The sequence below is a fragment of the Bradyrhizobium sp. BWC-3-1 genome (assembly GCF_032917965.1).
In the GTDB taxonomy this organism is placed as follows: Bacteria; Pseudomonadota; Alphaproteobacteria; order Rhizobiales; family Xanthobacteraceae; genus Bradyrhizobium; species Bradyrhizobium canariense_D.
In genome coordinates this window covers 7,455,786-7,478,863 of the sequence record NZ_CP136625.1, presented here as the reverse complement: position 1 = coordinate 7,478,863, position 23,078 = coordinate 7,455,786, and the positions used below count along the sequence as shown (strand labels likewise).

At 62.6% G+C, this 23,078-nt stretch carries 21 protein-coding genes and 2 pseudogenes; 14 read left to right on the top strand and 9 right to left on the bottom strand.

Annotated elements, in window-relative coordinates; all coding sequences use genetic code 11:
- Window positions 1-179: 179 nt before the first annotated feature.
- Window positions 180-1,372 (bottom strand): annotated as a pseudogene (locus tag RX329_RS36045) (diaminopropionate ammonia-lyase).
- A 678-nt stretch (window positions 1,373-2,050) separates the two neighbouring features.
- Complete coding sequence (locus tag RX329_RS36040; protein WP_317245104.1) at window positions 2,051-2,530, bottom strand: LysE family translocator; 480 nt, start codon at window positions 2,528-2,530, stop codon at window positions 2,051-2,053.
- Window positions 2,531-3,088: 558 nt separating this feature from the next.
- Here RX329_RS36040 and RX329_RS36035 point away from each other — a divergent pair.
- A complete protein-coding gene (locus tag RX329_RS36035; protein ID WP_198288322.1) occupies window positions 3,089-3,241 on the top strand; it encodes a rubredoxin in 153 nt (50 codons plus the stop codon).
- 62 nt (window positions 3,242-3,303) lie between these two features.
- Window positions 3,304-3,948 carry an FMN-binding negative transcriptional regulator gene (locus RX329_RS36030; protein WP_007600163.1) on the top strand — a complete coding sequence of 215 codons (645 nt, stop codon included), beginning with the start codon at window positions 3,304-3,306 and terminating at the stop codon, window positions 3,946-3,948.
- Between the two features lie 281 nt (window positions 3,949-4,229).
- Here the strand turns inward: RX329_RS36030 and RX329_RS36025 are convergent, their stop codons facing one another.
- Both RX329_RS36025 and RX329_RS36020 read right to left on the bottom strand, forming a co-directional pair.
- The gene (locus RX329_RS36025) at window positions 4,230-5,762 is read right to left on the bottom strand and encodes a PLP-dependent aminotransferase family protein (RefSeq protein WP_317245103.1); all 1,533 of its coding nucleotides are present in this window, start codon (window positions 5,760-5,762) and stop codon (window positions 4,230-4,232) included.
- Between the two features lie 809 nt (window positions 5,763-6,571).
- Complete coding sequence (locus RX329_RS36020; protein ID WP_007600164.1) at window positions 6,572-7,468, bottom strand: LysR substrate-binding domain-containing protein; 897 nt, start codon at window positions 7,466-7,468, stop codon at window positions 6,572-6,574.
- A 110-nt stretch (window positions 7,469-7,578) separates the two neighbouring features.
- On the opposite strand from RX329_RS36020, the gene RX329_RS36015 reads away from it, so the two are divergent.
- The 3 genes from RX329_RS36015 to RX329_RS36005 are packed head-to-tail and all read left to right on the top strand — an operon-like array spanning window position 7,579 to window position 10,247.
- Entirely contained in the window at window positions 7,579-8,328 is a 750-nt protein-coding gene (locus tag RX329_RS36015; protein WP_317246468.1) for a glucose 1-dehydrogenase, read from the top strand.
- 24 nt (window positions 8,329-8,352) lie between these two features.
- Complete coding sequence (locus RX329_RS36010) at window positions 8,353-9,204, top strand: transketolase (protein WP_317245102.1); 852 nt, start codon at window positions 8,353-8,355, stop codon at window positions 9,202-9,204.
- Entirely contained in the window at window positions 9,201-10,247 is a 1,047-nt protein-coding gene (locus RX329_RS36005) for a transketolase family protein (protein ID WP_317245101.1), read from the top strand. Before RX329_RS36010 ends, RX329_RS36005 begins: the two co-directional genes overlap by 4 nt.
- 770 nt (window positions 10,248-11,017) lie before the next feature.
- On the opposite strand, the gene RX329_RS35995 is transcribed toward RX329_RS36005, so the two are convergent.
- From RX329_RS35995 to RX329_RS35985, 3 genes and pseudogenes are all read right to left on the bottom strand, one after another.
- Window positions 11,018-11,446, bottom strand: coding sequence for a hypothetical protein (locus RX329_RS35995; RefSeq protein ID WP_007600175.1), 429 nt, complete (start codon window positions 11,444-11,446; stop codon window positions 11,018-11,020).
- Window positions 11,447-11,462: 16 nt separating this feature from the next.
- The gene (locus RX329_RS35990) at window positions 11,463-11,663 is read right to left on the bottom strand and encodes a hypothetical protein (protein ID WP_317245100.1); all 201 of its coding nucleotides are present in this window, start codon (window positions 11,661-11,663) and stop codon (window positions 11,463-11,465) included.
- Between the two features lie 139 nt (window positions 11,664-11,802).
- Window positions 11,803-12,409 (bottom strand): annotated as a pseudogene (locus RX329_RS35985) (DNA polymerase thumb domain-containing protein); the annotation flags it as partial.
- Between the two features lie 54 nt (window positions 12,410-12,463).
- Here RX329_RS35985 and RX329_RS35980 point away from each other — a divergent pair.
- Together RX329_RS35980 and RX329_RS35975 are read left to right on the top strand one after the other, a co-directional pair.
- A complete protein-coding gene (locus tag RX329_RS35980; protein ID WP_317246467.1) occupies window positions 12,464-12,700 on the top strand; it encodes a GntR family transcriptional regulator in 237 nt (78 codons plus the stop codon).
- A gap of 8 nt (window positions 12,701-12,708) precedes the next feature.
- Window positions 12,709-13,065, top strand: a complete 357-nt coding sequence (locus tag RX329_RS35975) for an aminotransferase class I/II-fold pyridoxal phosphate-dependent enzyme (protein WP_231189005.1) — start codon at window positions 12,709-12,711, stop codon at window positions 13,063-13,065.
- 811 nt (window positions 13,066-13,876) lie between these two features.
- Here RX329_RS35975 and RX329_RS35970 read toward each other — a convergent pair.
- Entirely contained in the window at window positions 13,877-14,605 is a 729-nt protein-coding gene (locus RX329_RS35970; RefSeq protein ID WP_317245099.1) for a TetR/AcrR family transcriptional regulator, read from the bottom strand.
- Window positions 14,606-14,752: 147 nt separating this feature from the next.
- Between RX329_RS35970 and RX329_RS35965 the strand changes: the two genes are divergently transcribed.
- Window positions 14,753-15,952, top strand: coding sequence for a cytochrome P450 (locus tag RX329_RS35965; protein WP_317245097.1), 1,200 nt, complete (start codon window positions 14,753-14,755; stop codon window positions 15,950-15,952).
- Window positions 15,953-16,201: 249 nt separating this feature from the next.
- Here RX329_RS35965 and RX329_RS35960 read toward each other — a convergent pair whose 3' ends face one another.
- Window positions 16,202-16,342: a hypothetical protein gene (locus RX329_RS35960; RefSeq protein ID WP_231189001.1), complete on the bottom strand. Its 141-nt coding sequence runs from the start codon at window positions 16,340-16,342 to the stop codon at window positions 16,202-16,204.
- 285 nt (window positions 16,343-16,627) lie between these two features.
- Here RX329_RS35960 and RX329_RS35955 point away from each other — a divergent pair, with 285 nt between their 5' ends.
- The 6 genes from RX329_RS35955 (at window position 16,628) to RX329_RS35930 (ending at window position 22,797) form a co-directional block, all read left to right on the top strand.
- Window positions 16,628-17,830, top strand: a complete 1,203-nt coding sequence (locus tag RX329_RS35955) for a cytochrome P450 (RefSeq protein WP_317245096.1) — start codon at window positions 16,628-16,630, stop codon at window positions 17,828-17,830.
- A 94-nt stretch (window positions 17,831-17,924) separates the two neighbouring features.
- Window positions 17,925-19,214 carry a cytochrome P450 gene (locus tag RX329_RS35950; protein ID WP_317245095.1) on the top strand — a complete coding sequence of 430 codons (1,290 nt, stop codon included), beginning with the start codon at window positions 17,925-17,927 and terminating at the stop codon, window positions 19,212-19,214.
- A gap of 1 nt (window position 19,215) precedes the next feature.
- Window positions 19,216-19,524 carry a ferredoxin gene (locus RX329_RS35945; RefSeq protein ID WP_317245094.1) on the top strand — a complete coding sequence of 103 codons (309 nt, stop codon included), beginning with the start codon at window positions 19,216-19,218 and terminating at the stop codon, window positions 19,522-19,524.
- Window positions 19,511-20,356 (top strand): SDR family oxidoreductase, encoded by an 846-nt coding sequence (locus RX329_RS35940; protein WP_317246466.1) that lies wholly within the window; start codon window positions 19,511-19,513, stop codon window positions 20,354-20,356. Before RX329_RS35945 ends, RX329_RS35940 begins: the two co-directional genes overlap by 14 nt.
- Window positions 20,356-21,699: a cytochrome P450 gene (locus RX329_RS35935; protein WP_317245093.1), complete on the top strand. Its 1,344-nt coding sequence runs from the start codon at window positions 20,356-20,358 to the stop codon at window positions 21,697-21,699. Before RX329_RS35940 ends, RX329_RS35935 begins: the two co-directional genes overlap by 1 nt.
- A 99-nt stretch (window positions 21,700-21,798) precedes the next feature.
- Window positions 21,799-22,797, top strand: a complete 999-nt coding sequence (locus RX329_RS35930; RefSeq protein WP_317245092.1) for a polyprenyl synthetase family protein — start codon at window positions 21,799-21,801, stop codon at window positions 22,795-22,797.
- Window positions 22,798-23,078: the final 281 nt, after the last annotated feature.

Sequence of the window (23,078 nt, the reverse complement as noted above, 5' to 3'; positions counted from 1 at the left end):
GGCAAGACGGCAAAGTCATGCCTTTTGTGCCGAAAACGTGCGTACGGGCCTCGTTGGAAGCAGAAATCTGCGGCGGATTTCAATCGTAGGATCAATCGCTGGATGCCTTCGTTCTTGGCCTTCTCTTGGGCTTTCGTCTCCGTCACGAGTTCACCGAACGGGCCGCGGATCATGAGCGTCTAGGCCTCCAAGCTTCTCCTGACCACTTGCGACAGAGACTGACCCACGAGCTGTTCGTAAGCGCCAGGATCCGTCGCGCCCTCGGTATTGATGAGGAAGACCCGTGCGTCAGGTTCAAGACCAGTCAAGCGCGCGAGGTCGAATCGGCCGCAACTTTCAGCAACCCTGCCAGACCAACCCCGCCACTTTCGCCTGCAACGATAGCCGGATCACCGTCCCGGGGATTGGCCAAACGGTTCATAACCCCGACGGCCTCCTCGTCATCGACAATCATAAAAGCGTCGGCTGCGCGCGAAAGGATGCGCCAAGCGACGAGCGAAGGTTCGTAGCACTCTAGCATCGCCATCACTGTCGGCTGCCCATGAGCTACCTTGACGCAATGCCCGGTTCGAGCGCTTTCAAACAGGCACGCTGCGCGCGATGGATCGACAACCGTGAAGGACGGGCGACTATCACCTAACGACACCGAAAAATGTCCAAGACCGCTGCGGCAAGTCCACCGACTCCTGACTGGACGAAGACGTGGGTCGGAGGTTCGGGCAACTGTCGTAGTGCTTCAGTCAGGAGCGCGGAGATCCCTGCATTACCAGACCATGGGATAGCCCGGCCAGGACCTGTCAGACACCGTGATTCAGCCGTTCTCTGCGGCAACTCGGGATGCTTCGGCAACGGAGTCATCGTAGTTGCCGCTGACGCGGATCATCTGCGCGCCATGTGGGACGATTGCTGCGCTACGCTCATCGCTGACGCCCGAGTGAATGAATATAGCGCAGTTCGCCCCCACGAGCTGAGCGCCGTGCGCTACGGACCTGCCATGATTGCCGTCCGTCGGCGCAGGATACCGTCATCCCCCGTGCTACGGCCTTCACCTCAGGTGCGTGAAGCTCCGAGATGTTAACAGCCCTGCCGAGGCGCGGAGTTGCTGCTTCTAAGACGAGCCGGATGACGGCATAGGAGCCGCCCAAAGCCTTGAAACTGCCAAGCCCGAGCCGGTGACCCTCGTCGTTGACTTGGACCGAGCCCACGCCAATCTCGTGGGCGAGGCCCGGCAAGGAAATCAGCGCTGTTTCCTTGTGGCCATTGCGATATTAAGAAACCGTTCCACCTCGCACGCAGCTTCGCGACTCAGCATGTTGGCATCCGCACTATCCAAAGGCGCCCGGTGGTCAGTGCGATGGTTAGGAAGCAACATGGTTCGAGTTGGCGCCGATCTAAGCATCGCGGCGATGCGCTTGCCGAAACACTAGCGGCAATCCCAGCGATGTCACGCCTTCTCGCTAATCCGCAAGAAATGGGAGGCCGCTCTCGATGACGACCCCGACGGTGCTCGGGCTCGGGCGGGTGATGCTGATGTTTGAAGATCCGGCAGGAGGGCGTTGCGGCCATCGCTCACCCGTTCCCGGCTGCACTCCTCGTTTTGAGCACGAGGAAGGATGACGATTTCTAGGCCGTGGACACGAACTCGGTCCTCATCACGTACCCAGATCCAGCAGCACGAGAGCAAAAGGCAGCAGAGGCAAGCGCGTTGGATTGCAGTGGCGGGCCTTGCTCCCAGCCGGTTGATGCGTGCCTTCATGTTCTGCCGGCCCGGACGGCCAAAGCGCGGCCGAAGTCGAACCAGCATCGACGCTGGTCGTGATCCCGTTGCACGGTGAAGCAAGGACCTCCGATGGCAAGGTGTCCTTCGTAGCCGAATGGAGACTCTGCGCGCTATTCGAGCGCGGAAATTCGGCAGCGTGAACTCGTGCGCCGTGCGAAGAGTAGCGTTGGCCCCAGCCCGCAGATGATGGCGCCTGATGCCTGTCGCGCCTGAACGAAGAATGAGGGCCTTTTTTGCAAAGCCATCCCTCCCAATAGGTCACAATCAGGTCTACGCTCGTGTTGAGTGCGAGCGAAATGAGCCCAGGACGGTGAACTGCATGCTGACACTCCCAGATGGGTCGACGAGTTGCGGGATGAACACGAGAAAGCATGCGGCTGTCTTGGGGTTGAGCGCCTCTATGACGATGCCCTGGCGAAAAGCAGAATGCGCATCTGTCGTCTGCAATTCTATCGGATCGACGCTTGTCTCGCGCCACGCCTTAATCCCGAGCCAGATGAGATATAGGCCTCTGGCGATCTTTAGGAAGGTGAACGCTTCTGCGCTTGCGACAACACGGGCAGACAGACCGACGGTGCCGCCGAAAACGTGGACAAGCCCTCCGGTACCCAGGCCAACGCTCGATGCGAGCCCTTCACTTCTGCCGCCAGCAAGCGTGCGGGCCACAATATAGAAGAGACCCTGGCCCGGCGTGACCACCACAAACAATGCCACCACCAGGAACAAAAAGAACGTATGCGAGTTGAACATCGCTCAACCCATTATCGTTTCAACTGGCGTTAGCGGCGCCAATCTTCTTGCATGATGGCTAGACCCGTTTCACGCCCGAGCGCAATTGCAGAAAGCTCAGGACTGCAGCGGCCGTTTGGCTCGCTACAAAGCCATTTGTAACGCCGCCGGCCGGCCGCTGGACGGTTCTGGCTCATTTGCGCTCTTGTCGGAAGACGGAATGCACAGCCGACGCCTCGCAGGCCTTTGCGCCGACGAAAGCGGCGGCGCGTGACTGAGCGACCCAAGGCTTCGCGGTCATGGTTGTCCAACAGTCGGATGACCAGTTTCGGCTGCTCGAAGAAGGAATGCACGTCTTCTCTGAGAGATATTCCTACTGCCGCGTAGACGGCCTTGACCAGAACCAGAGGACGTCAATCTGGTACAGCAAGAATGCCGCAGACTGGCTCTATGGAAGGAACCAGTTCTAGCCTACATCGGTGTCATGAATGCTCCACAGCATAGGCCACCGAGATGAGCAATGAAAGCGCTCACCTGCACTCTGAAACAGCGATCGGCGCACCGGTTTACAAGACCTGGATGTGCGCGCTCTGCGGGGTTGTTTACAGCGAGCGGGAGGGATGGCCGGACGAGGGCATTCCGCCGGGCACTCGCTGGGAAGACGTCCCCGACGAGTGGATCTGCCCCGATTGCGGCGCAGACAAGAGTGAATTCCAGATGACTGAGGTCTGAACGAAATCCCGTTGATGCTGCGAGCAGCGTGCGCGGCATTCATCAATTGCCAGGGAGCTAGCATGTACGTCCCCCCACATTTCGCCGAGTCGCGCCCTGAGGCGCTTCACGATCTCATCAACAAAAATCCTCTCGGCATCCTCTTTACTAACGGGAAGAGCGGGCTCGACGCAAATCACCTGCCTTTCGAGTTGCATGCGAAGGAAGGGCAACAGGGCGTGCTTCATTCACATGTGGCTCGCGCAAATCCCATTTGGCAGGATATCGCGACGGGAAACGAGGTGCTGATCGTATTCCGCGCCGGGGATGCCTACATCGCGCCGAACTGGTATCCGAGCAAGGTCGAGTTCAAGAAGCAGGTCCCGTCCTGGAACTATATGGTGGCTCATGTGTACGGACGCGTGACAATCCGCGACGATGAGCGTTACGTTCGTGGCATGGTCGCGCGGCTGACGCGCATCCATGAGGCGAAGCAGGCCGATCCTTGGAAGATGACTGACAGCCCCAAGGACTACATCGATATGATGCTCAAGATGATCGTCGGAATCGAGATCGAGATCACACGACTCGTTGGCAAGTCGAAGCTTAGTCAGAATAAAGAGGTCCGGGACATTCTCGGTGCAGGGAACGCGCTCAAGGCCCAGGGCAAGGATGTGATCGGCGATGCAATGCTGGCCGCCGCTGTGGCCAAAGCGGAGCAGGCCTGACTCATATCCGACGGAGCGACATGCTCGGAGAAATCGTGGCGCAACGACCTACTTGTGATCCTCGGGTATGACGGGGCCAAACCCATCGGCGGCCCTGCGCAAGCATGGATAATCTCATTCGCCCTACGATCGTCTGCCGCTGGCGAAAGCTGTAGTTGGACTCAAAAACTGGAGATCAGTGCGCGTTCTTCCCGGCGCGCTGCGGAGCACCCAACCCAATGTTCAAGTTCGCGGCGAGCGCCGATTGCCGCGAAAGAGACCTGAGCGCGGCCATCCAAATATTATCTGGCAGTTTCCATCCGTGGGCGCTTGGACAGTTTGGCCTTTCTGTTCGCGCGGACCGATGCCTCAAGGACACCTTTCAGGCGGACTGCGGCCGCCTGCAATTCCGCGACGGAAAAGCCGCCGAAGCCGAGCATTAGACCGAACCGAGCAGGCGCATTTTGGTACATGGGCGAGATCGGTCGCACAACCAGCCCGGCCTTGTGTGCTTGCTCGGCAAGCTTGACGTCGTCGAGGCCGGCAGGAAGCCAAAGCACCAGGTGCATACCTTGGTCGCTGGGTTGGAGCGCTGTCCAGGACGGCAGCTCCGTCTCAATGGCGGAGATCAGGGCCACGCGCCGTTCTGCGTAAGCGCCCCGGATGCGCCGTATGTGAGCTTCGAAATAGCCCTCGCGCATATATTGCGCGAGCACATATTGATCGGCTGTCGGAGAATGGCGGTCAATAAGAGCACGGGCGCCCGCGAACGCATCCACCAGCGGAATGGGAACGATGGCGTATCCGATCCGCATGGATGAAAACAGCACTTTGCTCATCGTCCCGAGATAGACGACACGTGTAGGATCGAGTCCCTGCAGGGACGGAAATGGATGTCCCGCGTAGCGAAGTTCGCTGTCGTAATCGTCCTCGACAATCCAGGCATTGTTTTGACGGGCCCAGGACAGCAGAGCCGTGCGTCTCCCCATGCTCATCGGCATGCCGAGCGGATATTGATGCGATGGCGTAACGAACGCGACTCGAGCCTTCGGGCATCGGACGAGACCTTCGTGGACGTCGATGCCCTGCGCGTCGACGGGAATGCGAGAGGTCTGGACGTTGAAGTTTCCGAGAACCGCGACAATACCGGGATAGGCGGGGTCTTCCGCCCATACTGCGTCTCCGTCCGCAAGAAGAACGGTTGCAGCCAGAAAAAGACCCTGCTGCGTACCCGCCGTGATCACGACCTGGCCGGCCTCGCATTTCACTCCACGGGCTTTACGAACGTAGTCAGTAATCGCGAGCCGCAAATCAGGCAATCCTTTCGGGTCGATGTATCCCGACGGGGCAGCCACGCGCAGCGCTCGGACGCGATTACCGAGACGGCGCCACTTGTCATCCGGGGCGACCGCGCCTGCCGGATGAGCGATTGCAAATGGCGCCGTCCCTTGCGGCCGAAGAGCTTGCGCGACCTCTGCAAGACGGGCGACGTTCTCCCGCAACACAGGGCCGATCCGCGGCGGCGCAATGAATGCCTGCGGTGGGCTGACGAGTTCGCGACCGCCGTTGACGTTGGCGACGATCGTGCCGCCTCTGGCGCGCGCCTCGAGGTAGCCTTCCGCATGTAGCTGACCGAACGCCTCGATGACCGTACCCCTCGCGAGTTGGAGCGATGCCGCGAGGGCGCGGGTGGACGGCAGCCGTTCGCCCGGCTTCAACATCCCGTTTGATATCGCCTCGCGAAGTGCCTGTGTAAGTTGTTGTCCGACCCGGCCTGCGGCCTTGTCGAGAGAGCCCAGCGAGGGAATTGCGATGATGTTTCGGCGCCTTGCCATTGCCGTTCTGGTCTACCTGTCCGCTCGTACTTTGAAGTCCAGAATAGACCAACTCTGTGAGTCATTGAAAGAAATCGTCACATACCGCTCTACCGCTCGGTTTCGACATCCAACCCGCCGAGCAGCGATGGCCTTGCGGGTCAACGACCATTTCCCCACGACGTAGGTAGCTCGGCCCGAGGCCGTGGAAGATCGCCTCGTTGAATCGACGGGCTGAGCATCTTCGTTGTTGAGAGGCTATCCAGTTTCGAAGCCCGTCGAGAGTGTGAAATCCATCGGCCGCGTAGCAGCGGACGTCCGGAAGGAAAGCCTGCATCAATTCGGCGAGCGCATGTCCCGGATCGAGGTCCAAGCACCCTGCTGGCCCTCAGCTCTGCCAGGGCCTCCGGGGTCCCGACCGCTCGATGAGGCGCGCGAGCTGCAAAGTGAGCTTCACTGTTGCATCGCTTGCGGAGAAGATGCGCTCGCCGTCGCCTCCTGCGATCAGAATCCGCTGGCTTTCGATCGGCCTCGCGCCTGCTGGCGGCGAGCGCCTCTTGCAAGGGTTTGCGGGCGCGCGCGAGCCGTGACGTGCGGGAAGTGATCTCAATGCGTGTCTATATGTTGAAGGCGGCTGCGGCGCTCAGGCGCTACATCGATGATCGCCTTGTACAGATGGATCGGCGAGCATCAGCGATAGCTCCCTACCAGACCAATGAAGAATGCATGATCTGAGGTTCTCCGCAGGCGCGGACGCCCCCGCGGCGAGGGTTGCTGTTCGGCGACAAGCAGAGGTTTGCCCTGAACCAAGCTCCAGCCAGACCTGCAGTTCATTGCGAGGAGCGGGCGTCTTCACCGTCGAGCTGAGCCAGCAGCCAGTCTGCAAACGCTCGTACGGCCGATCTTTGTCGGCTGGCGCGCGGATAGATGAGACGGTGACCGACGTAACTGATATCGGTCGCACGTCCCGCCAATGGGGCAACCAATCGCCCATTGGCCAGTTCAAGCTGGGCCAGGAGGGTTGATTCCAACGCCACTCCCAATCCCTCCGCAGCGGTCGCAATTGCAAGAAAGCTCCGATCGAACCTCATGCCGTGGAGCGCGGGGGCTTCCAATCCGTTGGCAGCGAACCATTGATGCCACTGCACCTGCTTCACGTCTGAGCGGATGAGCGTCTGATCGAGGAGATCAGCGGCCTTCCTTATCGATTTTGCGAGCGAGGGAGAGCAGAGCGGCGTGACCGTCTCCTCTGGTAGTGGAACAATCTCGACGCCTTCCGCGCGCGGCGGACCGTAGACGATGTCGATATCGAAATCATCGTTGCTGAAGCGCGCATAATCCGTGCTTGCGGCCAGTCGAACCTCGAGCTTCGGGTAAGCAGCGAGAAACTGCGCAAGCCGTGGCGCCAGCCATTGCGCAGCAAAACTTGGGGCGGAATGGACGCGCACCAGTTGTGGGCCGCGGGCGGCGACTTCTTCAAGCCCGCGGCGGAGCTGATCGAACGCCGCCCCGGTGTGACGCATCAGATTTTCGCCGGCTGGCGTGAGCCGCACAGATCGCGCGCTGCGCTCGAACAGAACGGTCCGAAGCGTGGCCTCCAGCTTGCGAATCGCGTGACTGACGGCGCTCGGCGTCAGGTGAAGCTCATTCGCCGCATCGCGAAACGATCCGGTCCGGGCTGCGGCTTCAAAGGCACGAATTGAGGATATCGGGATCTTCGAGAGCATTCGATAAGTGAACCAGGTTCATCGATCCGTGACAACTGCGCGTTTGTAGGGCCGGCCTCCGCAGGTCATTCCTAAATCCAGCAAGGAAGAACAATTTGCGGGAGGAATTGATGCTGCTCAGCGGTAAGACGGCAATCATTTCGGGCGCGGCCTCGCCGCGGGGCATCGGGCTCGCAACCGCCCGGCGGTTCGCCGCCGAGGGCGCTCGGGTGGCCATTCTGGATATCGACGCGGGCGCCGCGGCGGAAGCTGCGGCATCGCTTGGAAAGTCCCACATTGGACTGGCGTGCAACGTCGCCGACAAATCGTTCTGCGAACAGGCAGTCACCCGTGTGATCGAAACCTTCGCAGGCATCGATATCCTGATCAACAATGCCGGGATCACCCAGCCCGTCAAGTTCCTGGACATTTCGCCGGCCGATTGGGATCGAATTCAGGACGTCAATCTCAAGGGTATCCTGTTTCTGTCCCAGGCGGTGATCCCGCATATGCGCGCACGGAAGTCCGGGTCGATCGCGTGCATGTCGTCCGTCTCGGCCCAGCGCGGTGGTGGAATTTTTGGCGGGCCACACTACTCGGCTGCGAAAGCAGGGGTCCTTGGCCTCGCCAAGGCGATGGCGCGGGAGTTCGGCCCTGACGGGATTCGCGTCAACTGCGTTACGCCCGGCCTGATCGGCACGGACATTACGGCAGGCAAGCTGAATGATGAAATGAGAGCGAAAATTCTGGAAGGCATTCCGCTCAATCGCCTCGGCACGGCAGAAGATGTCGCCGGTATCTACACCTTCCTGGCCTCGGACCTATCTGCCTACGTCACGGGTGCCGTGATCGACGTCAACGGCGGCATGCTTATCCACTGAGCCAGCGAGATAAGGTCCAGATCGATGGAAACGCCCACCAATGCGCTTATCAACGCGCCCAAGCTAGCGGACCGCGCCTACAACATCCGCCGCAATGCGCTGCGCATGGGCGAAGTCCAGGGGCAGGGTTATATCGCGCAGGCGCTCGACATCTCCGATGTTCTCGCCGTGGCCTATTTCCACGCCATGCGTTACCGGCCTGAAGACCCGTCATGGGAGGGCCGGGACCGCTTTCTGCTCTCCAACGGACATTATGCCATCGCACTCTACGCAGCTTTGATCGAGGCGGGAATTGTCCCGGAGGAAGAACTCGAAACCTATGGCAGCGACGAGAGCCGCCTGCCGATGTCGGGCATGGCCTCCTACACGCCCGGAATGGAAATGTCGGGCGGATCGCTCGGACTTGGGCTGAGCATTGCCGTCGGCATGAGCCTAGGACTCAAGCGCAAGAGATCCGAGGCACAGGTATACACGTTGTTTTCCGATGGCGAACTCGACGAAGGCTCCGTCTGGGAAGCGATCCAGTCGGCAGGCCACTACAAGCTCGACAATCTGATCGGCATCGTCGACGTCAACAATCAGCAGGCGGATGGTCCTTCCACGCAGGTTATGGCCTTCGAGCCGCTGGTCGACAAGCTTCAGGCCTTCGGCTGGTTCGTGCAGCGGATCGATGGCAACGATCTCGATGCCGTACTTACCGCGTTCGACGCCGCCAAGTCCCATCCCGAGCCCAAGCCGAGGATGATCGTCGCCGACACTCTGATGGGGAAGGGCGTTCCTTTCCTGGAGCAGCGCGAGAAGAATCATTTCATCCGCGTCGAGCAGCACGAATGGCAGCTCGCGCTTGCCGCGCTGGAAGCTGGGAGGCAGGCATGAGGACCATCAGATCAGCACCGCAGCCGCGCAAGCCGCGCCTGACCACCTCCGCCATGATCGCATCGATCGCTTCTGAAAGACAGAAGACGAAACCGGCGCCGTTTGGACATGCGCTCGTCGAGCTCGCCCGCAGCCGCCTTGAGGTTGTCGGCATGACGGCCGATCTGGGCAAATACACCGATCTGCACATCTTCGCGAAAGAATTTCCGGACCGTTATTATCAGATGGGCATGGCCGAGCAGCTTCTGTTCGGCGCTGCGTCGGGCCTTGCCGCCGAAGGCTTCATGCCGTTCGCGACCACTTACGCCGTGTTCGCATCGCGACGGGCTTACGACTTCATACACCAGACGATCGCGGAGGAAGATCGCAACGTGAAGATCGTCTGCGCGCTGCCGGGGCTGACCTCGGGCTATGGCCCGAGCCATCAGGCCGCAGAAGATGTCGCCCTGTTTCGCGCGATGCCGAATATGACGGTCATCGATCCCTGCGATGCTCACGAAATCGAGCAGCTGGTGCCCGCCATCGCGGCCCATCACGGGCCTGTCTACACCCGCCTGCTGCGCGGCCAGGTGCCGCTCGTGCTGGACGAATATGATTACAAATTCGAGCTCGGCAGGGCCAAGCTGATTCGTGACGGGAAGGACGCCCTGGTCATCTCATCCGGCATCATGACCATGCGTGCGCTCGAGGCGGCGCAAACCTTGAAGGGCGACAGCATCGACACTGCGGTGCTGCATGTTCCAACCATCAAGCCGCTCGACACTGAGACGATCTTGCGTGAAGCCGGCAAATCGGGCCGTCTTGTCGTCGTTGCCGAGAACCACACGTCGATTGGCGGCCTTGGCGAGGCAATTGCCGCGGTTCTAATGCGTTCAGGCGTTCATCCGCGTTTCCGCCAGATCGCATTGCCGGACGAATTTCTTGACGCTGGCGCACTTCCGACACTGCACGACCGCTACGGGATTTCTACCGCAGAGGTCGCAAGGCAGATCAAGCAGTGGCTTGCACCGGCGCTAAGCGCCAATCCAGCCAAGTCCTTGTGAGGAGCTACACCCGTCGCATGTTGCGGCGGCGAGCGATGACTCTTGCCTACATGCCGGCGGTCGAGAGCGGTGAACCAAGAGACGCGAAAGCTGCACGCCAGCGCAGGCTGATGCTGTCGGCACCAACGTCAATGCAGGATCAGGAGGAAACATGATTGTCTCGAAGCCCGGAAGGATGAGCCGCCGTACGCTTTTGATGGCAGCCACGGCCGTACCTCTCTGCGGGATTCTTACTCGTCCGGCTTCCGCAGCCGAGTTCGTTTACAAGTTTGCGACCGGGCAGGATCCGACCCACCCCGTGAATATCCGGGCCCAAGAGGCGATCGACCGATCCGCGAAGCGACGAGCGAGGGCTGGAGATCAGGCTGTTTCCGGCCAATCAGCTCGGCTCCGACACCGAACTCCTGACCAGGTACGCAGCGGCGTGAGTTCTTCAACCAACCGTCCTCGATCCTTGCCACCCTGGTGCCGAGCGCGGGCATGCACCGTCTTCGCATTCGCCGATTACGACAGCGTGTGGAAGGCGATGGACGGCAAACTCGGCACCTAAGGAATTCCGGTCATTGCCCGTCACGACGACATGCTTCCTTTTGCGAGCTTTATTGTCCCGAGGATGCGCTTTGGGTCTCCCCTTTCGCGGATGAGAACCAGCCCGTCGTCGTCAAGACACTCAAGCGGACCGCGGCGATCGGCAGCTATCGCCGAGCTGTCGGCTGGACCCATGAGACGCGGGGTCGGCGCGGCATCGACAGGAGCTATCTACTTTTTGGTCAATGAGTTGGGCTGCCGCCGCGCCCTGCCCACTTAAGATGCATGCGTTCGCGGGCTTCGCGGCGACGCTGGCGCCGTTCGCGTCGGCGCTTCGCTCGCTCTGCCGGCAGCGGCAAGGATGGCACTGGTGGCCCGGCCGTTTCGACTGGCACCTTCTCGACCGGCTCGTGTTCGGTCCGGCGCGCCTCCATGGATTCGAGCACGGCTCGTCCCTTCACAGTAATCCTCCAGCCGCCGTTTTGACGCTCGACGAGGCCGTCCGAAAAAATGTCGAGCTCGGGTACGCGCGTTGCCATCCGCTTGGTGCGCTCGGCCCATTCCGGGCCGCTGGTCGCCAGGATGGCCATGTCGCGCTTGAGGTCCGCCATCACGGCGAATCCATCCGGATAACTCACCAGGATCTTCAAGACCGTGACCTGGAAATTCACTGCGCACCTCGCCTGATCAACGCCACATCCTCGGCGCTTGTGTCAGGGCTTTCCGGCCAATCTGCCGCAGCTCGTCCGGTGTCGTTTCGCCGGTCTTTGCGGTTTCGAGGATCTTGCAGGCCACATGGGTGCGAGCGCCCGTCTCGTCGCGGGCTAGCTTTTCGCAGACCTCGTCAAGTACCGCTCGCAATAGAGCGGTTGTAGCTTGTTCAAACATGGGTGCGCCCCTTGGAAAGCCCGATCCTACCGCAAGTCTTTCCATTTTGGGATTCACGAATGTGAACTAATGAACTCTGCCGCACTGCACACGACCTGCGCCTGCGCCCCTCCTGAAATCCTGCTCGAAACTGCGCCTCTCAAATCGGCCAGGCCGAGTTGCGGCTCACCTGCCCCTCACCGTGGGGCGAGGACAACGATACTCCGAGAAGCCGAACCGGCTTTGGAGCAGGCATCTCGTTTTGAAGCAGCGCGATCGAGAAGTGTTCGAGCTCGCTGTGGTTCGACTTCGCTTCGGCATGGACCTGCTGCGCGTGATGATGTCAAAATCGTTGACTTGAGCCTTCAGCGTGACTTTCCGGGCCCGCGCGATCCTTGTCCTCCCAGTGCCGCCAGACCTTCTCGATCAGCGGGCCCAACTCGGTGGCCGTTGCGTCGAAAGCGCTAAAGATCGGTTGAGGACGTATTCTCCGCACCAACCGACTTCCGGATCCGGTTCGCGCGGACCTCGCGGTGATCGATGCCCCTCGATATCCGGTAGTATTACGCGCCGGCCTTGCCGAAATTGGCTTGCAGAGTCGAGCGACTGATTGCGGACGTCGAGGCAGTGTACCGCCCGATAGCATTCATCTTGGCGCAAGTCGCCGGACCGATGCCGTGGGATTTGCTGACAGGGAGTGCCTCCACGAAGCCGGGGCTCATCTCCGGCGTGATGACGTACTGGCCGTTTGCCGCGCCAGGCTTTCTGCAGAGACGCGCCGGCCGCGGAAACTCGCGTCCGAGGGGGCGCGCTAGCTCGCCCTGGTCAGTGCTCTGGAGCGGGACATCGCTGACGGTCGGCTGCCCGATGGCGACTGCCTTCCGCCGCACCTTGAACTGGCACGAGAGCTCGGCCTGTCCGTCGGCACCGTCAGCAAAGCCTATCAGAAGGCCGAACAACGCGGTATCAGCGGACATGTCGGGCAGGGCACCTTCGTCCGGCGTCATTCGCCGCGCAGGCCGAGGCGGCCACGGCATGACATGAACCGGTCAATTTAGCGCTGAGCGTGCCCGGCCACGGAAGCGAAACGCAGGTCCTGTCCGCGTTGTTTGGCGAGGTGGTGCGCGAACCTGATCTTGCACTGTTGTTGGGCTACCATCCTCACGCGGGCCTTTCCCAGGAACGTGAAATCATCGCAGCCTCGCTCTCTGACAACGCCTTTACGGTCGCGCCGGCACAGCTGATTCTGTGCAACGGCGCCCAGCACGCGATCGATGTCGCCCTGCGCTTCGTGGCAAAACCCGGCGACAGTGTCTTGGTGGGTGCTTTCACTTATCCCTGCTTCAAAGCCATCGCCGCGCCAGCCACCTTAATTTGGTGCCCGTGGACATGGATGAGGACCGAATCGACCCTGAGGCGCTGAAAAAGCCTGCCGGGCGTCCCGAGCGCGAGTGCTCTATTGCCTGCCGACGTTGCAGAGCCCCACGGCTCGCACGCTGAGTCTTGACCGCGGGGGCGCATCGGTGAATTCGCCGAGGAGCTCGATCTCGCCATCATAGAGGATGACGTTTACCGCTTTTTCTTCCCCGAGCGTCCTGTGCCGATCGCCTCATTGGTGCCGGCCCTCTCCTTCTAAATCACGTCCTACTCCAAATACCTTGCGCCAGCCTTCAGGCTCGGGACAGTGACAGTCCCGCCGGCCTACATCGCTCAAACTCAGCTCCTCCTGCACGCCTGTGCCTGGTTTGTTGCTCAGGTGTTAGGCGAGACTGTGGTGCGGTTGATTGAGAGCGGAAAGCTGGAAGAACTTCTGCGTGAGCGGCGGCGTCAGGCGCACGAACGTTACGGGGTGCTCCTAGACTTTTTCCCAATGCCGCAAACTTCAGTTCTCAGCCTTCTACGGATAGTTGCAGTTGCCGCAAGAGTGGTCCGCAGATCGGTTTACGGCCGCTGCGCCAGGACGAGGCATACTTGTCCCCCCCGCATCGCCTCAGCGGTGGGAAAGGGGGATCCTGGCGCCATTCGCATCTGTTTTGGCGCCCCCAGCGATCCCAAAGAACTGTCCGATATATTTCAGATACTTCGGGACATTATGGCTCGCCGGCCAGTAAACGTCGCTTCTCACGCGTAGGTGTCCGTCTTCGTTTCGGTACGCGTGGCGAATCCCTTCGCACGACAGCCCCTTTTCTTGGCTGCGACGATAGATCGGCTGCCATCAAGCCGGTGCTGCCGAACTAAAGAAGATCACCGATGGAAATTCTCGGCCAGGTCTCGGTCTGCCGAGCGGCTTTAATCTTCGCCGACCAAGCGTCGATGAGACTGTCGAGGACCAATCGTCCGTTGCCACGAGTATCCGGCCATTTCATCGTTGGTGTTCCCAGTGGCAGCGAGATCACCCCATGCGCCGCCGATAGCAGGGCGGTCGCGAGGCGCTCCGTCAGCCTTGGCGTCGCCTCCACCCCTAATTCGGAAAGATACTCCGCCATCGAGGTCACAAATAGCCCGTAGCCCTTTCGTGCGATCTCAGTTTCACCGAAATAAACCCCGTCGGGAAAACGCCTGTCCTCGACTGTGCCGGCCATCGAATAGAGCGATCGAAAATGATCGGGGTTGTTCACCCAATACTCGATATAGGCCTCCATGACACGCCGCAGCCGGACCTCACCGCTGGAATGAAGCGCGCGGACTTGGTCGAGCCGATTCGCCATTTCCTCGAGATTCCTCTCCTTCACTGCCAGCAGCAGCAGGATCTTGGTCGGAAAGTATTTGAGAACCGTACCCTTCGAGTAACCGAGCGCATCGGCGATCTTCTGGATCGAAACGGTTTCGAGTGTGCCGCTCGCGAACTCCTTTCGCGCTGTTTCCAGGATTCGAGCCTGCAACGCGCGCTTGTCAGCTTCTTGGCGTGCGCGCTTCTGAAAGCGTCGCATCCCCTTGGAGTTTCCTGATCTCTCGGCCGACATCCAATCTCCGCCCGGTCTGTCCTGGTCTGTCCTGCAGCTACATGGCTGTTATCACGTGCAAAAAACGCCACTCCATTCCTAGCTTGCCATCTTCTGCAATAAATGACTATAGTCAATTAAGTAGAAGCGACCAAACGGAGGCAAACAGTGGCAACTTCGGCACGCGAGTATGCCTGCAGCGATTTCGATCCGTTCGACTGGGACACTCGCATCGACCCCTATCCGGCCTATGCCGAGCTTCGTGCGAAGGCACCCGTCGTCAGGCTCGAGAAATACGGCATCTTCGCCGTGCCGCGTTTTGCCGAGATCAAGGCGGTCTTTGCTGACCATGTGAACTTCAGCAATGGCGGTGGTGCTGGCATCGTCAATTATTTCAAGGAGAAGCCGTGGCGTCCGCCGAGCATCGTCCTCGAAGCTGACCCACCGCTACATACACGCACCCGAAAGGTGCTAGCTCGGATCATGTCGCCGGGTGCCATGCGGGGCCTCGAGAACGGTTTCAAGGCCAAGGCCGCCGCGCTGGTCGACGAACTCATTGAAAAGAGATCATTCGACGCCGTCCGCGATCTTGCCGAAATATTTCCGGTGACTGTATTTCCGGATGCCCTGGGCATCGACAATGAGGGCCGCGAAAATTTTCTGACCTACGGCGCAATGGTGTTTGCCGGCATGGGGCCGGAGAACGATTATTTCCGAACTCTGATGGCCAAGGCACCTGAGGTTTTGCCTTGGGTTGCCGCGAAATGCCAACGGGACGCCTTGGCTCCCGGCAGTTTTGGCGCACAGGTCTACGAGGCCGCCGATAGCGGCGAAATTACCCATGACGAAGCGCCTCTGCTCGTCCGGTCCTTTCTTTCGGCGGGACTGGATACGACTATCAGTGCAACAGGCATGGCCCTCTTTAGTTTGGTCCGTCATCCGGAGCAGTGGGCCATTCTGGCCGCCAATCCTTCGCTGGCGCGCGGCGCGTTCGATGAGAGCCTGCGCTATGATTCCGCCGCACCTTACGTCTTTCGGACCACACCGCATGAAACCGAGATCGCAGGGGTGCCGATCGGTAAGCACGAGAAAGTATTGCTGCTGATTGGTTCTGCAAATCGCGACGAAACGCGGTGGGAGCAGCCCGACCACTTCGACATCACCCGGCGCGTCTCGGGCCATATCGGCTTCGGCACCGGGATCCATGGCTGCGTGGGGCAAATGGTCGCGCGGCTCGAAGGCGAAGCCGTTCTGGCCGCCTTGGCGGCGAGCGTCGCATCAATCGAGATAACGGGCGAGCCGGTATACCGCGACAGCAGTGGATTGCGGGCCCTCAGCTCACTGCCGGTACGCGTTACGACGAAATAGCGCCAGCCCGGGCTCTTTGCGGCGGCTGTCATTGCCCGCCAGGACGGCTGGCGGACCTGCTTCCTTTGCGAGCTTGTTGCCCGAAAGGTGTTGTCGTGCAAGCGCCGCTGCTTCTTCGACGTAGTTGCTATAGTTCAGCACGCCTTTCGCATGGAAGTTCGTTGAGCCGAGAAGGGATCTTGTTCTTGAAAAGGAGCTCCCAAGGGCCCGAAGGATCAACGATCGCCTTGATAACGTTTGCATCGAGAATCAACGCGGGCCCTCTATCAGCCTTGCGAAATACGCCATCGTCATCGTGGCGAACCCCAGGCAGGTCACCAGATCAATGCCGGCGGCGAGCAGCGCATCGCGCTGCAAGTCCGTGCTCTCGCCGTCGGAGTCCGACGACACGCATGTAGCCAACCAACATAGGCGGATACGCATCGGAAATAGGTTTCCGTATTGCAGCGCGTGGCGGCAGAGTTTTCCGCATATTTTTTGCGCCAAGCGTTTAGTTTAGGACGCTACTACAAGATTCGGTAGTTGGCTAAAGCCACTTTGAGGCCCTAGGTTCCGGCCGCCGTCCCCGCCGATCATCATCATCGACGAACAGAAGCGAACGCAAGCGCACGTGAAGCCCGCACCGTCTGCCGGTCACCTTCCGCCCTTCCATCGCGTAGAGACTGAAGTGTCACCATGTCCGAACAACCCTTGCCGACGCTGCCGATGTGGCGCGTCGATCACATCGAGCCCTCGCCCAAGATGTTGGCGCTACGCGCCAACGGTCCGATCCACCGCGTGCGCTTCCCGTCCGGGCACGAAGGCTGGTGGGTGACAGGCTACGACGAGGCCAAGGCGGTGCTGTCCGACGCGGCGTTCCGGCCCGCGGGAATGCCGCCGGCGGCATTCACCCCGGATTCGGTAATTCTCGGTTCGCCGGGGTGGCTGGTCTCGCACGAGGGGGGCGAGCATGCCCGGTTGCGCACGATCGTGGCGCCAGCCTTCAACGACCGCAGGGTGAAGCTGCTCGCGCAGCAGGTCGAGGCGATCGCCGCGCAGTTGTTCGAGACGCTGGCGGCCCAGCCCCAGCCCGCCGACCTGCGGCGCCACCTCTCCTTTCCGCTTCCGGCCATGGTCATCAGCGCGCTGATGGGCGTGCTCTACGAGGATCACGCGTTTTTCGCCGGCCTGTCCGACGAGGTAATGACGCACCAGCATGAAAGCGGCCCGCGCAGCGCGTCGCGCCTGGCTTGGGAAGAACTGCGCGCCTACATTCGCAGCAAGATGCGGGACAAGCGCCAGGATCCGGGCGACAACCTGCTGACGGACCTGCTCGCGGCGGTCGACCAGGGCAAGGCGACCGAGGAAGAGGCGATCGGTCTGGCCGCGGGCATGCTGGTGGCGGGGCACGAGAGCACCGTCGCGCAGATCGAATTCGGCCTGCTGGCCATGTTCCGCCATCCGCAACAGCGCGAACGCCTGGTCGGCGATCCATCCCTGGTGGACACGGCGGTGGAGGAAATCCTACGCATGTACCCGGCGGGCGTGGGCTGGGACGGCATCATGCGCTATCCGAGGACCGACGTGACCATCGCGGGCGTGCATATTCCCGCGGAGAGCAAGGTGCTGGTCGGACTGCCTGCGACGTCGTTCGATCCGCGCCATTTCGACGACCCGCAAATCTTCGATATCGGGCGCGCCGAAAACCCGCACCTGGCGTTCTCCTACGGTCCGCACTACTGCCTCGGCATGGCGCTGGCCAGGCTGGAACTCAAAGTGGTGTTCGGTTCGATCTTCCAGCACTTTCCCGCGCTGCGCCTGGCCGTGGCGCCGGAAGAACTGAAGTTGCGCAAGGAGATCATCACTGGCGGGTTCGAAGAGTTGCCGGTGCTCTGGTGATGCGCGGACACCGCCGGGAATCGCGATCTTCTCCGCAATTTGCCGGCGCGCCTGGCGCGCGCCGTTCCGATCAGCAAGCCAACAGTTAACCAAGATGGACGTGCAAGAAACCACGGCAGCATGCCGGGACGCCTTCGCCGAACTGGCGTCGCCAGCGTGCATCCACGACCCGTATCCGTTCATGCGGTGGTTGCGCGAGCACGATCCGGTGCATCGCGCGGCGTCGGGCCTCTTTCTGTTGAGCCGCCACGGCGACATCTACTGGGCGCTCAAGGCCACGGGCGATGCGTTTCGGGGACCGGCGCCGGGCGAACTGGCGCGCTATTTCCCGCGTGCAGCGACCAGCCTGTCGCTCAATCTGCTGGCGTCCACGCTGGCGATGAAGGACCCACCGACGCATACGCGTCTGCGCCGGCTGATCTCGCGCGATTTCACCATGCGCCAGATCGACGACCTGCGGCCGAGCATCGCGCGCATCGTCGCAGCGCGCCTGGACGGCATGGCGCCCGCGCTGGAGCGCGGGGAGACGGTGGACCTGCATCGGGAATTCGCGCTGGCCTTGCCCATGCTAATCTTCGCCGAACTGTTCGGCATGCCCCAAGACGACATGTTCGGGCTCGCCGCCGGCATCGGCGCCATTCTGGAAGGCCTAAGCCCGCACGCCAGCGATCCCCAGCTTGCCGCGGCGGACGCGGCCAGCGCCAGGGTGCAGGCCTACTTCGGCGACCTCATAGAGCGCAGGCGCACCGATCCCCGCCACGACATCGTGTCGATGCTGGTCGGCGCACACGAGGACGATGCCGACACGCTGTCGGATGCGGAGTTGATCAGCATGCTGTGGGGCATGCTGCTGGGCGGCTTCGCCACCACTGCCGCGACCATCGACCATGCGGTCCTGGCGATGCTGGCGCATCCCGAACAGCGGCACTGGCTGCAGGGAGACGCCGTGGGGGTGAAGGCATTCGTCGAAGAGGTCCTGCGCTGCGACGCGCCCGCCATGTTCAGCTCCATTCCGCGTATCGCCCAGCGCGACATCGAACTAGGCGGCGTGGTGATCCCGAAGAACGCGGACGTGCGCGTGCTGATCGCGGCCGGCAATCGCGACCCGGACGCCTTCGCCGACCCCGACCGCTTCGATCCCGCGCGGTTCTACGGCACCAGTCCTGGCATGTCGACCGACGGGAAGATCATGCTGAGCTTCGGCCACGGCATCCACTTCTGCCTCGGTGCGCAACTGGCCCGGGTGCAGTTGGCCGAGAGCCTGCAGCGGATCCAGGCGCGCTTCCCCACGCTGGCATTGGCCGAGCAGCCGAGCCGGGAGCCCTCCGCGTTCCTTAGGACGTTCCGCGCGTTGCCGGTGCGGCTGCATGAGCACGGGGACTGAGATGCGCGTCGTGGTCGACCAGGATATGTGCGGAACCACCGGGCAGTGCATGTTGACGCTGCCGGGCACCTTTCGCCAGCGCGAACCGGACGGCGTGGCCGAAGTGTGCGTGGCGACGGTCCCGCAGGCGCTGCACGCCGCCGTGCGGCTCGCGGCCAGCCAATGCCCGGTCGCCGCCATTAGGGTCATCGAAAGCGACGCTGGCGATGACGAGCGCGCCACCGCCGACCCTGCGCCTTCTCCGGCCGAGGCCGAGCGGCATGCCGCGAAAGACCAACGCAATCGACGAGGACACGATGGGACGGTTTGAAGGCAAGGTGGCCGTGATAACCGGCGCCGGCGCCGGTATCGGCAAGGCATGCGCCCTCGCTATCGCGCGCGAGGGCGGCAGAGTGGTGGTGGCCGACATTGACGGCGCGGCGGCCATCGCCTGCACCGCGCAGATCGCGGCCGAAGCGGGCCACGCGCTGGCCCTGGCGATGGACATCGCCGATGCGCAGGCGGTGGCAGCGCTGTTCGAGACGGCGGAGCGGCACTTCGGTGGGGTCGACCTGCTGGTGAACAACGCGAGCGCCATGCATCTGACCCCGCGCGACCGCGCGATCCTCGACCTGGATCTGGCGGTCTGGGACCAGACCATGGCGACCAATCTGCGCGGCACCCTGCTCTGCTGCCGGCAGGCAATCCCACCGATGATCGCCCGCGGCGGTGGCGCGATCGTCAACATGTCGTCATGCCAGGGGCTCAGCGGTGACACCGCGCAGACGTCCTACGCCGCGTCGAAGGCGGCGATGAACATGCTGTCGGCCTCGCTCGCCACCCAATACGGTCATGCGCGGATCCGCTGCAACGCGGTTGCGCCGGGTCTCATCATGACCGAGCGTCTCCTCGCCAAGCTGGACGAGGGCATGCAACGGCATCTGCGCCGGCACCAGCTCCTGCCGCGCGTCGGTCGTCCCGAGGACGTCGCCGCGCTGGTGGCGTTCCTGCTTTCCGAGGATGCTGCGTTCATCACCGGCCAGGTCGTGTGCATTGACGGCGGCATGCTGGCGCATGTGCCGACGTACGCCGACGGTGGCAACAGCCGCGCCGCGCGGCCTGCCGGCAACACCGCCGAAGCGGCTGCGGCGCCGCGCTGCTGATGGACATGCTGCTCAACCCGCTGGCGCGTCGGCACCGGCTGCGGTACGACATCCCGATCGTGCCCGGCGCTTTCCCCCTGGTCGGGCATCTTCCCGCCATCGTCTGCGACCTGCCGCGCCTGCTGCGGCGCGCGGAACGGATGCTGGGCAGCCACTTCTGGCTGGATTTCGGCCCTGCCGGACACCTGATGACCTGCGTGGATCCGGACGCGTTCGCGCTGCTCCGGCACAAGGACGTGTCCTCGGTGCTGATCGAAGAGATCGCGCCCGAATTACTTGGCGGAACGTTGGTCGCCCAGGACGGCGGCGCGCACCGGCAGGCGCGCGATGCGATCAAGGCGGCGTTCCTGCCCAAAGGGCTGACTCAGGCCGGCATCGGCGACCTGTTCGCGCCCGTCATCTGGGCGCGGGTGCAGGCGTGGCGTGACCGCGGCGACGTAACCATCCTGCGCGAAACCGGCGACCTGATGCTCAAACTCATCTTCAGCCTCATGGGTATCCCCGCGCAGGACTTGCCAGGATGGCATCGCAAGTACCGGCAACTGCTGCAGTTGATCGTCGCGCCCCCGGTCGACCTGCCCGGGCTGCCCTTGCGGCGGGGCCGCGCCGCCCGCGACTGGATCGACGCGCAGTTGCGCCAGTTCGTCCGCGACGCGCGCGCGCATGCCGCGCGCACCGGGTTGATCAACGACATGGTAAGCGCCTTCGATCGCAGCGACGATGCGCTCTCCGATGACGTCCTGGTCGCCAATATCCGCTTGCTGCTGCTTGCCGGTCACGACACCACCGCCTCGACGATGGCCTGGATGGTGATCGAGCTGGCGCGGCAGCCTGTGCTGTGGGACGCCCTGGTCGAGGAGGCGCAACGCGTGGGCGCGGTGCCGACCCGGCACGCGGACCTGGCGCAGTGTCCGGTCGCTGAGGCCCTGTTCCGCGAGACGCTGCGCGTGCATCCGACGACCACGCTCCTGCCGCGTCGGGCGCTGCAGGAATTGCAACTCGGCCAACGGCGCATTCCCGCGGGCACCCATCTGTGCATCCCGCTGCTGCATTTCTCGACCTCGGCGCTGCTGCACGAGGCGCCTGATCAGTTCCGCCTGGCGCGGTGGCTGCAACGCACGGAGCCGATCCGGCCGGTGGACATGCTGCAGTTCGGTACCGGCCCACACGTCTGCATGGGCTACCACTTGGTGTGGCTCGAACTGGTGCAGTTCTGCATCGCCTTGGCGCTGACCATGCACAAGGCCGGGGTGCGGCCGCGGTTGCTGAGCGGCGTCGAAAAAGGCCGGCGTTATTACCCGACCGCACATCCGTCCATGAAAATCCGCATCGGATTCTCATGAGCTGGCATCGCTTGCGCCTGTGTGGCGAGGCAGCGACGCCGGCAACACCGCGGCGGCCCGCTCTCGCCGTCTCCTGTCAGGTACAAGGACATGAACAGCATGCAGACCGGTTCCACGCTACACGACGACCGAACTGGCGTTTCCGCGCTCGGCGGATTGGGCGCGCAGGCGCGCGGCGCTTCCGGCAGGCTGATGCCTGAGATCTGGATGCAGGACGGCGCAAAGCGGGTCGAACAAGCGCTCGCGCGTCGTCTCTGCGTCGAAGACAAGGGTGAGACCGAGCTGATCGCGGCAATGCGCTACGCCACCTTGCATGGCGGGAAGCGCACCCGCGCCTTGCTCTGTCTGGCTGCCGGCACACTGGCCGACACGCCGGCGCACATGCTCGACGACGTCGGCGCCGCGATCGAGATGATGCACGCCTGTACCCTGGTCCACGACGACCTGCCCGCGATGGACAACGACGTGCTTCGCCGCGGCCTTCCGACCGTGCATGTCAAGTTCGGCGAAGCCACCGCGATCCTGGTCGGCGACGCGCTGCAGGCGCACGCCTTCCTGACCCTGGCGAGCCTGGATGCGCCGGGCGACAATCCTATCGCGCTCGTGCGCGAACTGGCGCAGGCGGTGTCCGCCGAGGGTGCCGCAGGCGGGCAGGCCATCGATCTGTCGCTGGTCGGAAAGCACGTCGAGCTGGACAGGATCGTCGCGATGCACCGGATGAAGAGCGGAGCGCTAGTGCGCGCGTCCGTTCGCATGGGCGCGCTATTCGCCATCGCGGAGGATGCCGCGCACGCTGCGCTGTACTGTGCGCTCGATCGCTACAGCGCCTGTTTCGGCCTGGCGTTGCAGGTGGTCGATGACATTCTCGATGCGACGGCGGATACCGCGGCGCTGGGCAAGACCCCCGGCAAGGACGCGGCGGCGCAGAAGCCGACCTGCGCGTCGATCATGGGGCTGCAGGCTGCGCGCCAGTTCGCGCTCGATCTGTTGCGCGACGCCGGAGAGGCCATCGTCCCGCTGGGGCCGCGTGCGGAACGGTTGGGGCAGATGCTGCAGCGGGCCAACGCGCACCTGTTCAAGCACGCGCCATGCGCATGAGCGCGGCCGTGCGCATGGAGTCGCCCTTGTGCCGCTGCGATCAGCCGGCGGTAGCGGTGCATGCTGCACCGTGTCCGAGTCCGCGGCGCCCATCGCAGCGGTTGCCCTGCACGGCCGCGGCGCGCTGCCGCCAAGCCTATGCGGCGGACCGGCGCCAGCGTCGGTGGCAAGTCGCCGCGCCAGAGCAGTGCGGCCGTCCGGCGCTGCCCATCGGCCGGGCCGCGACGGACCTGCGGCGACGTGTGCGGCGTCTGCCCGATCCTGGTTCTCGTCAACCGTCT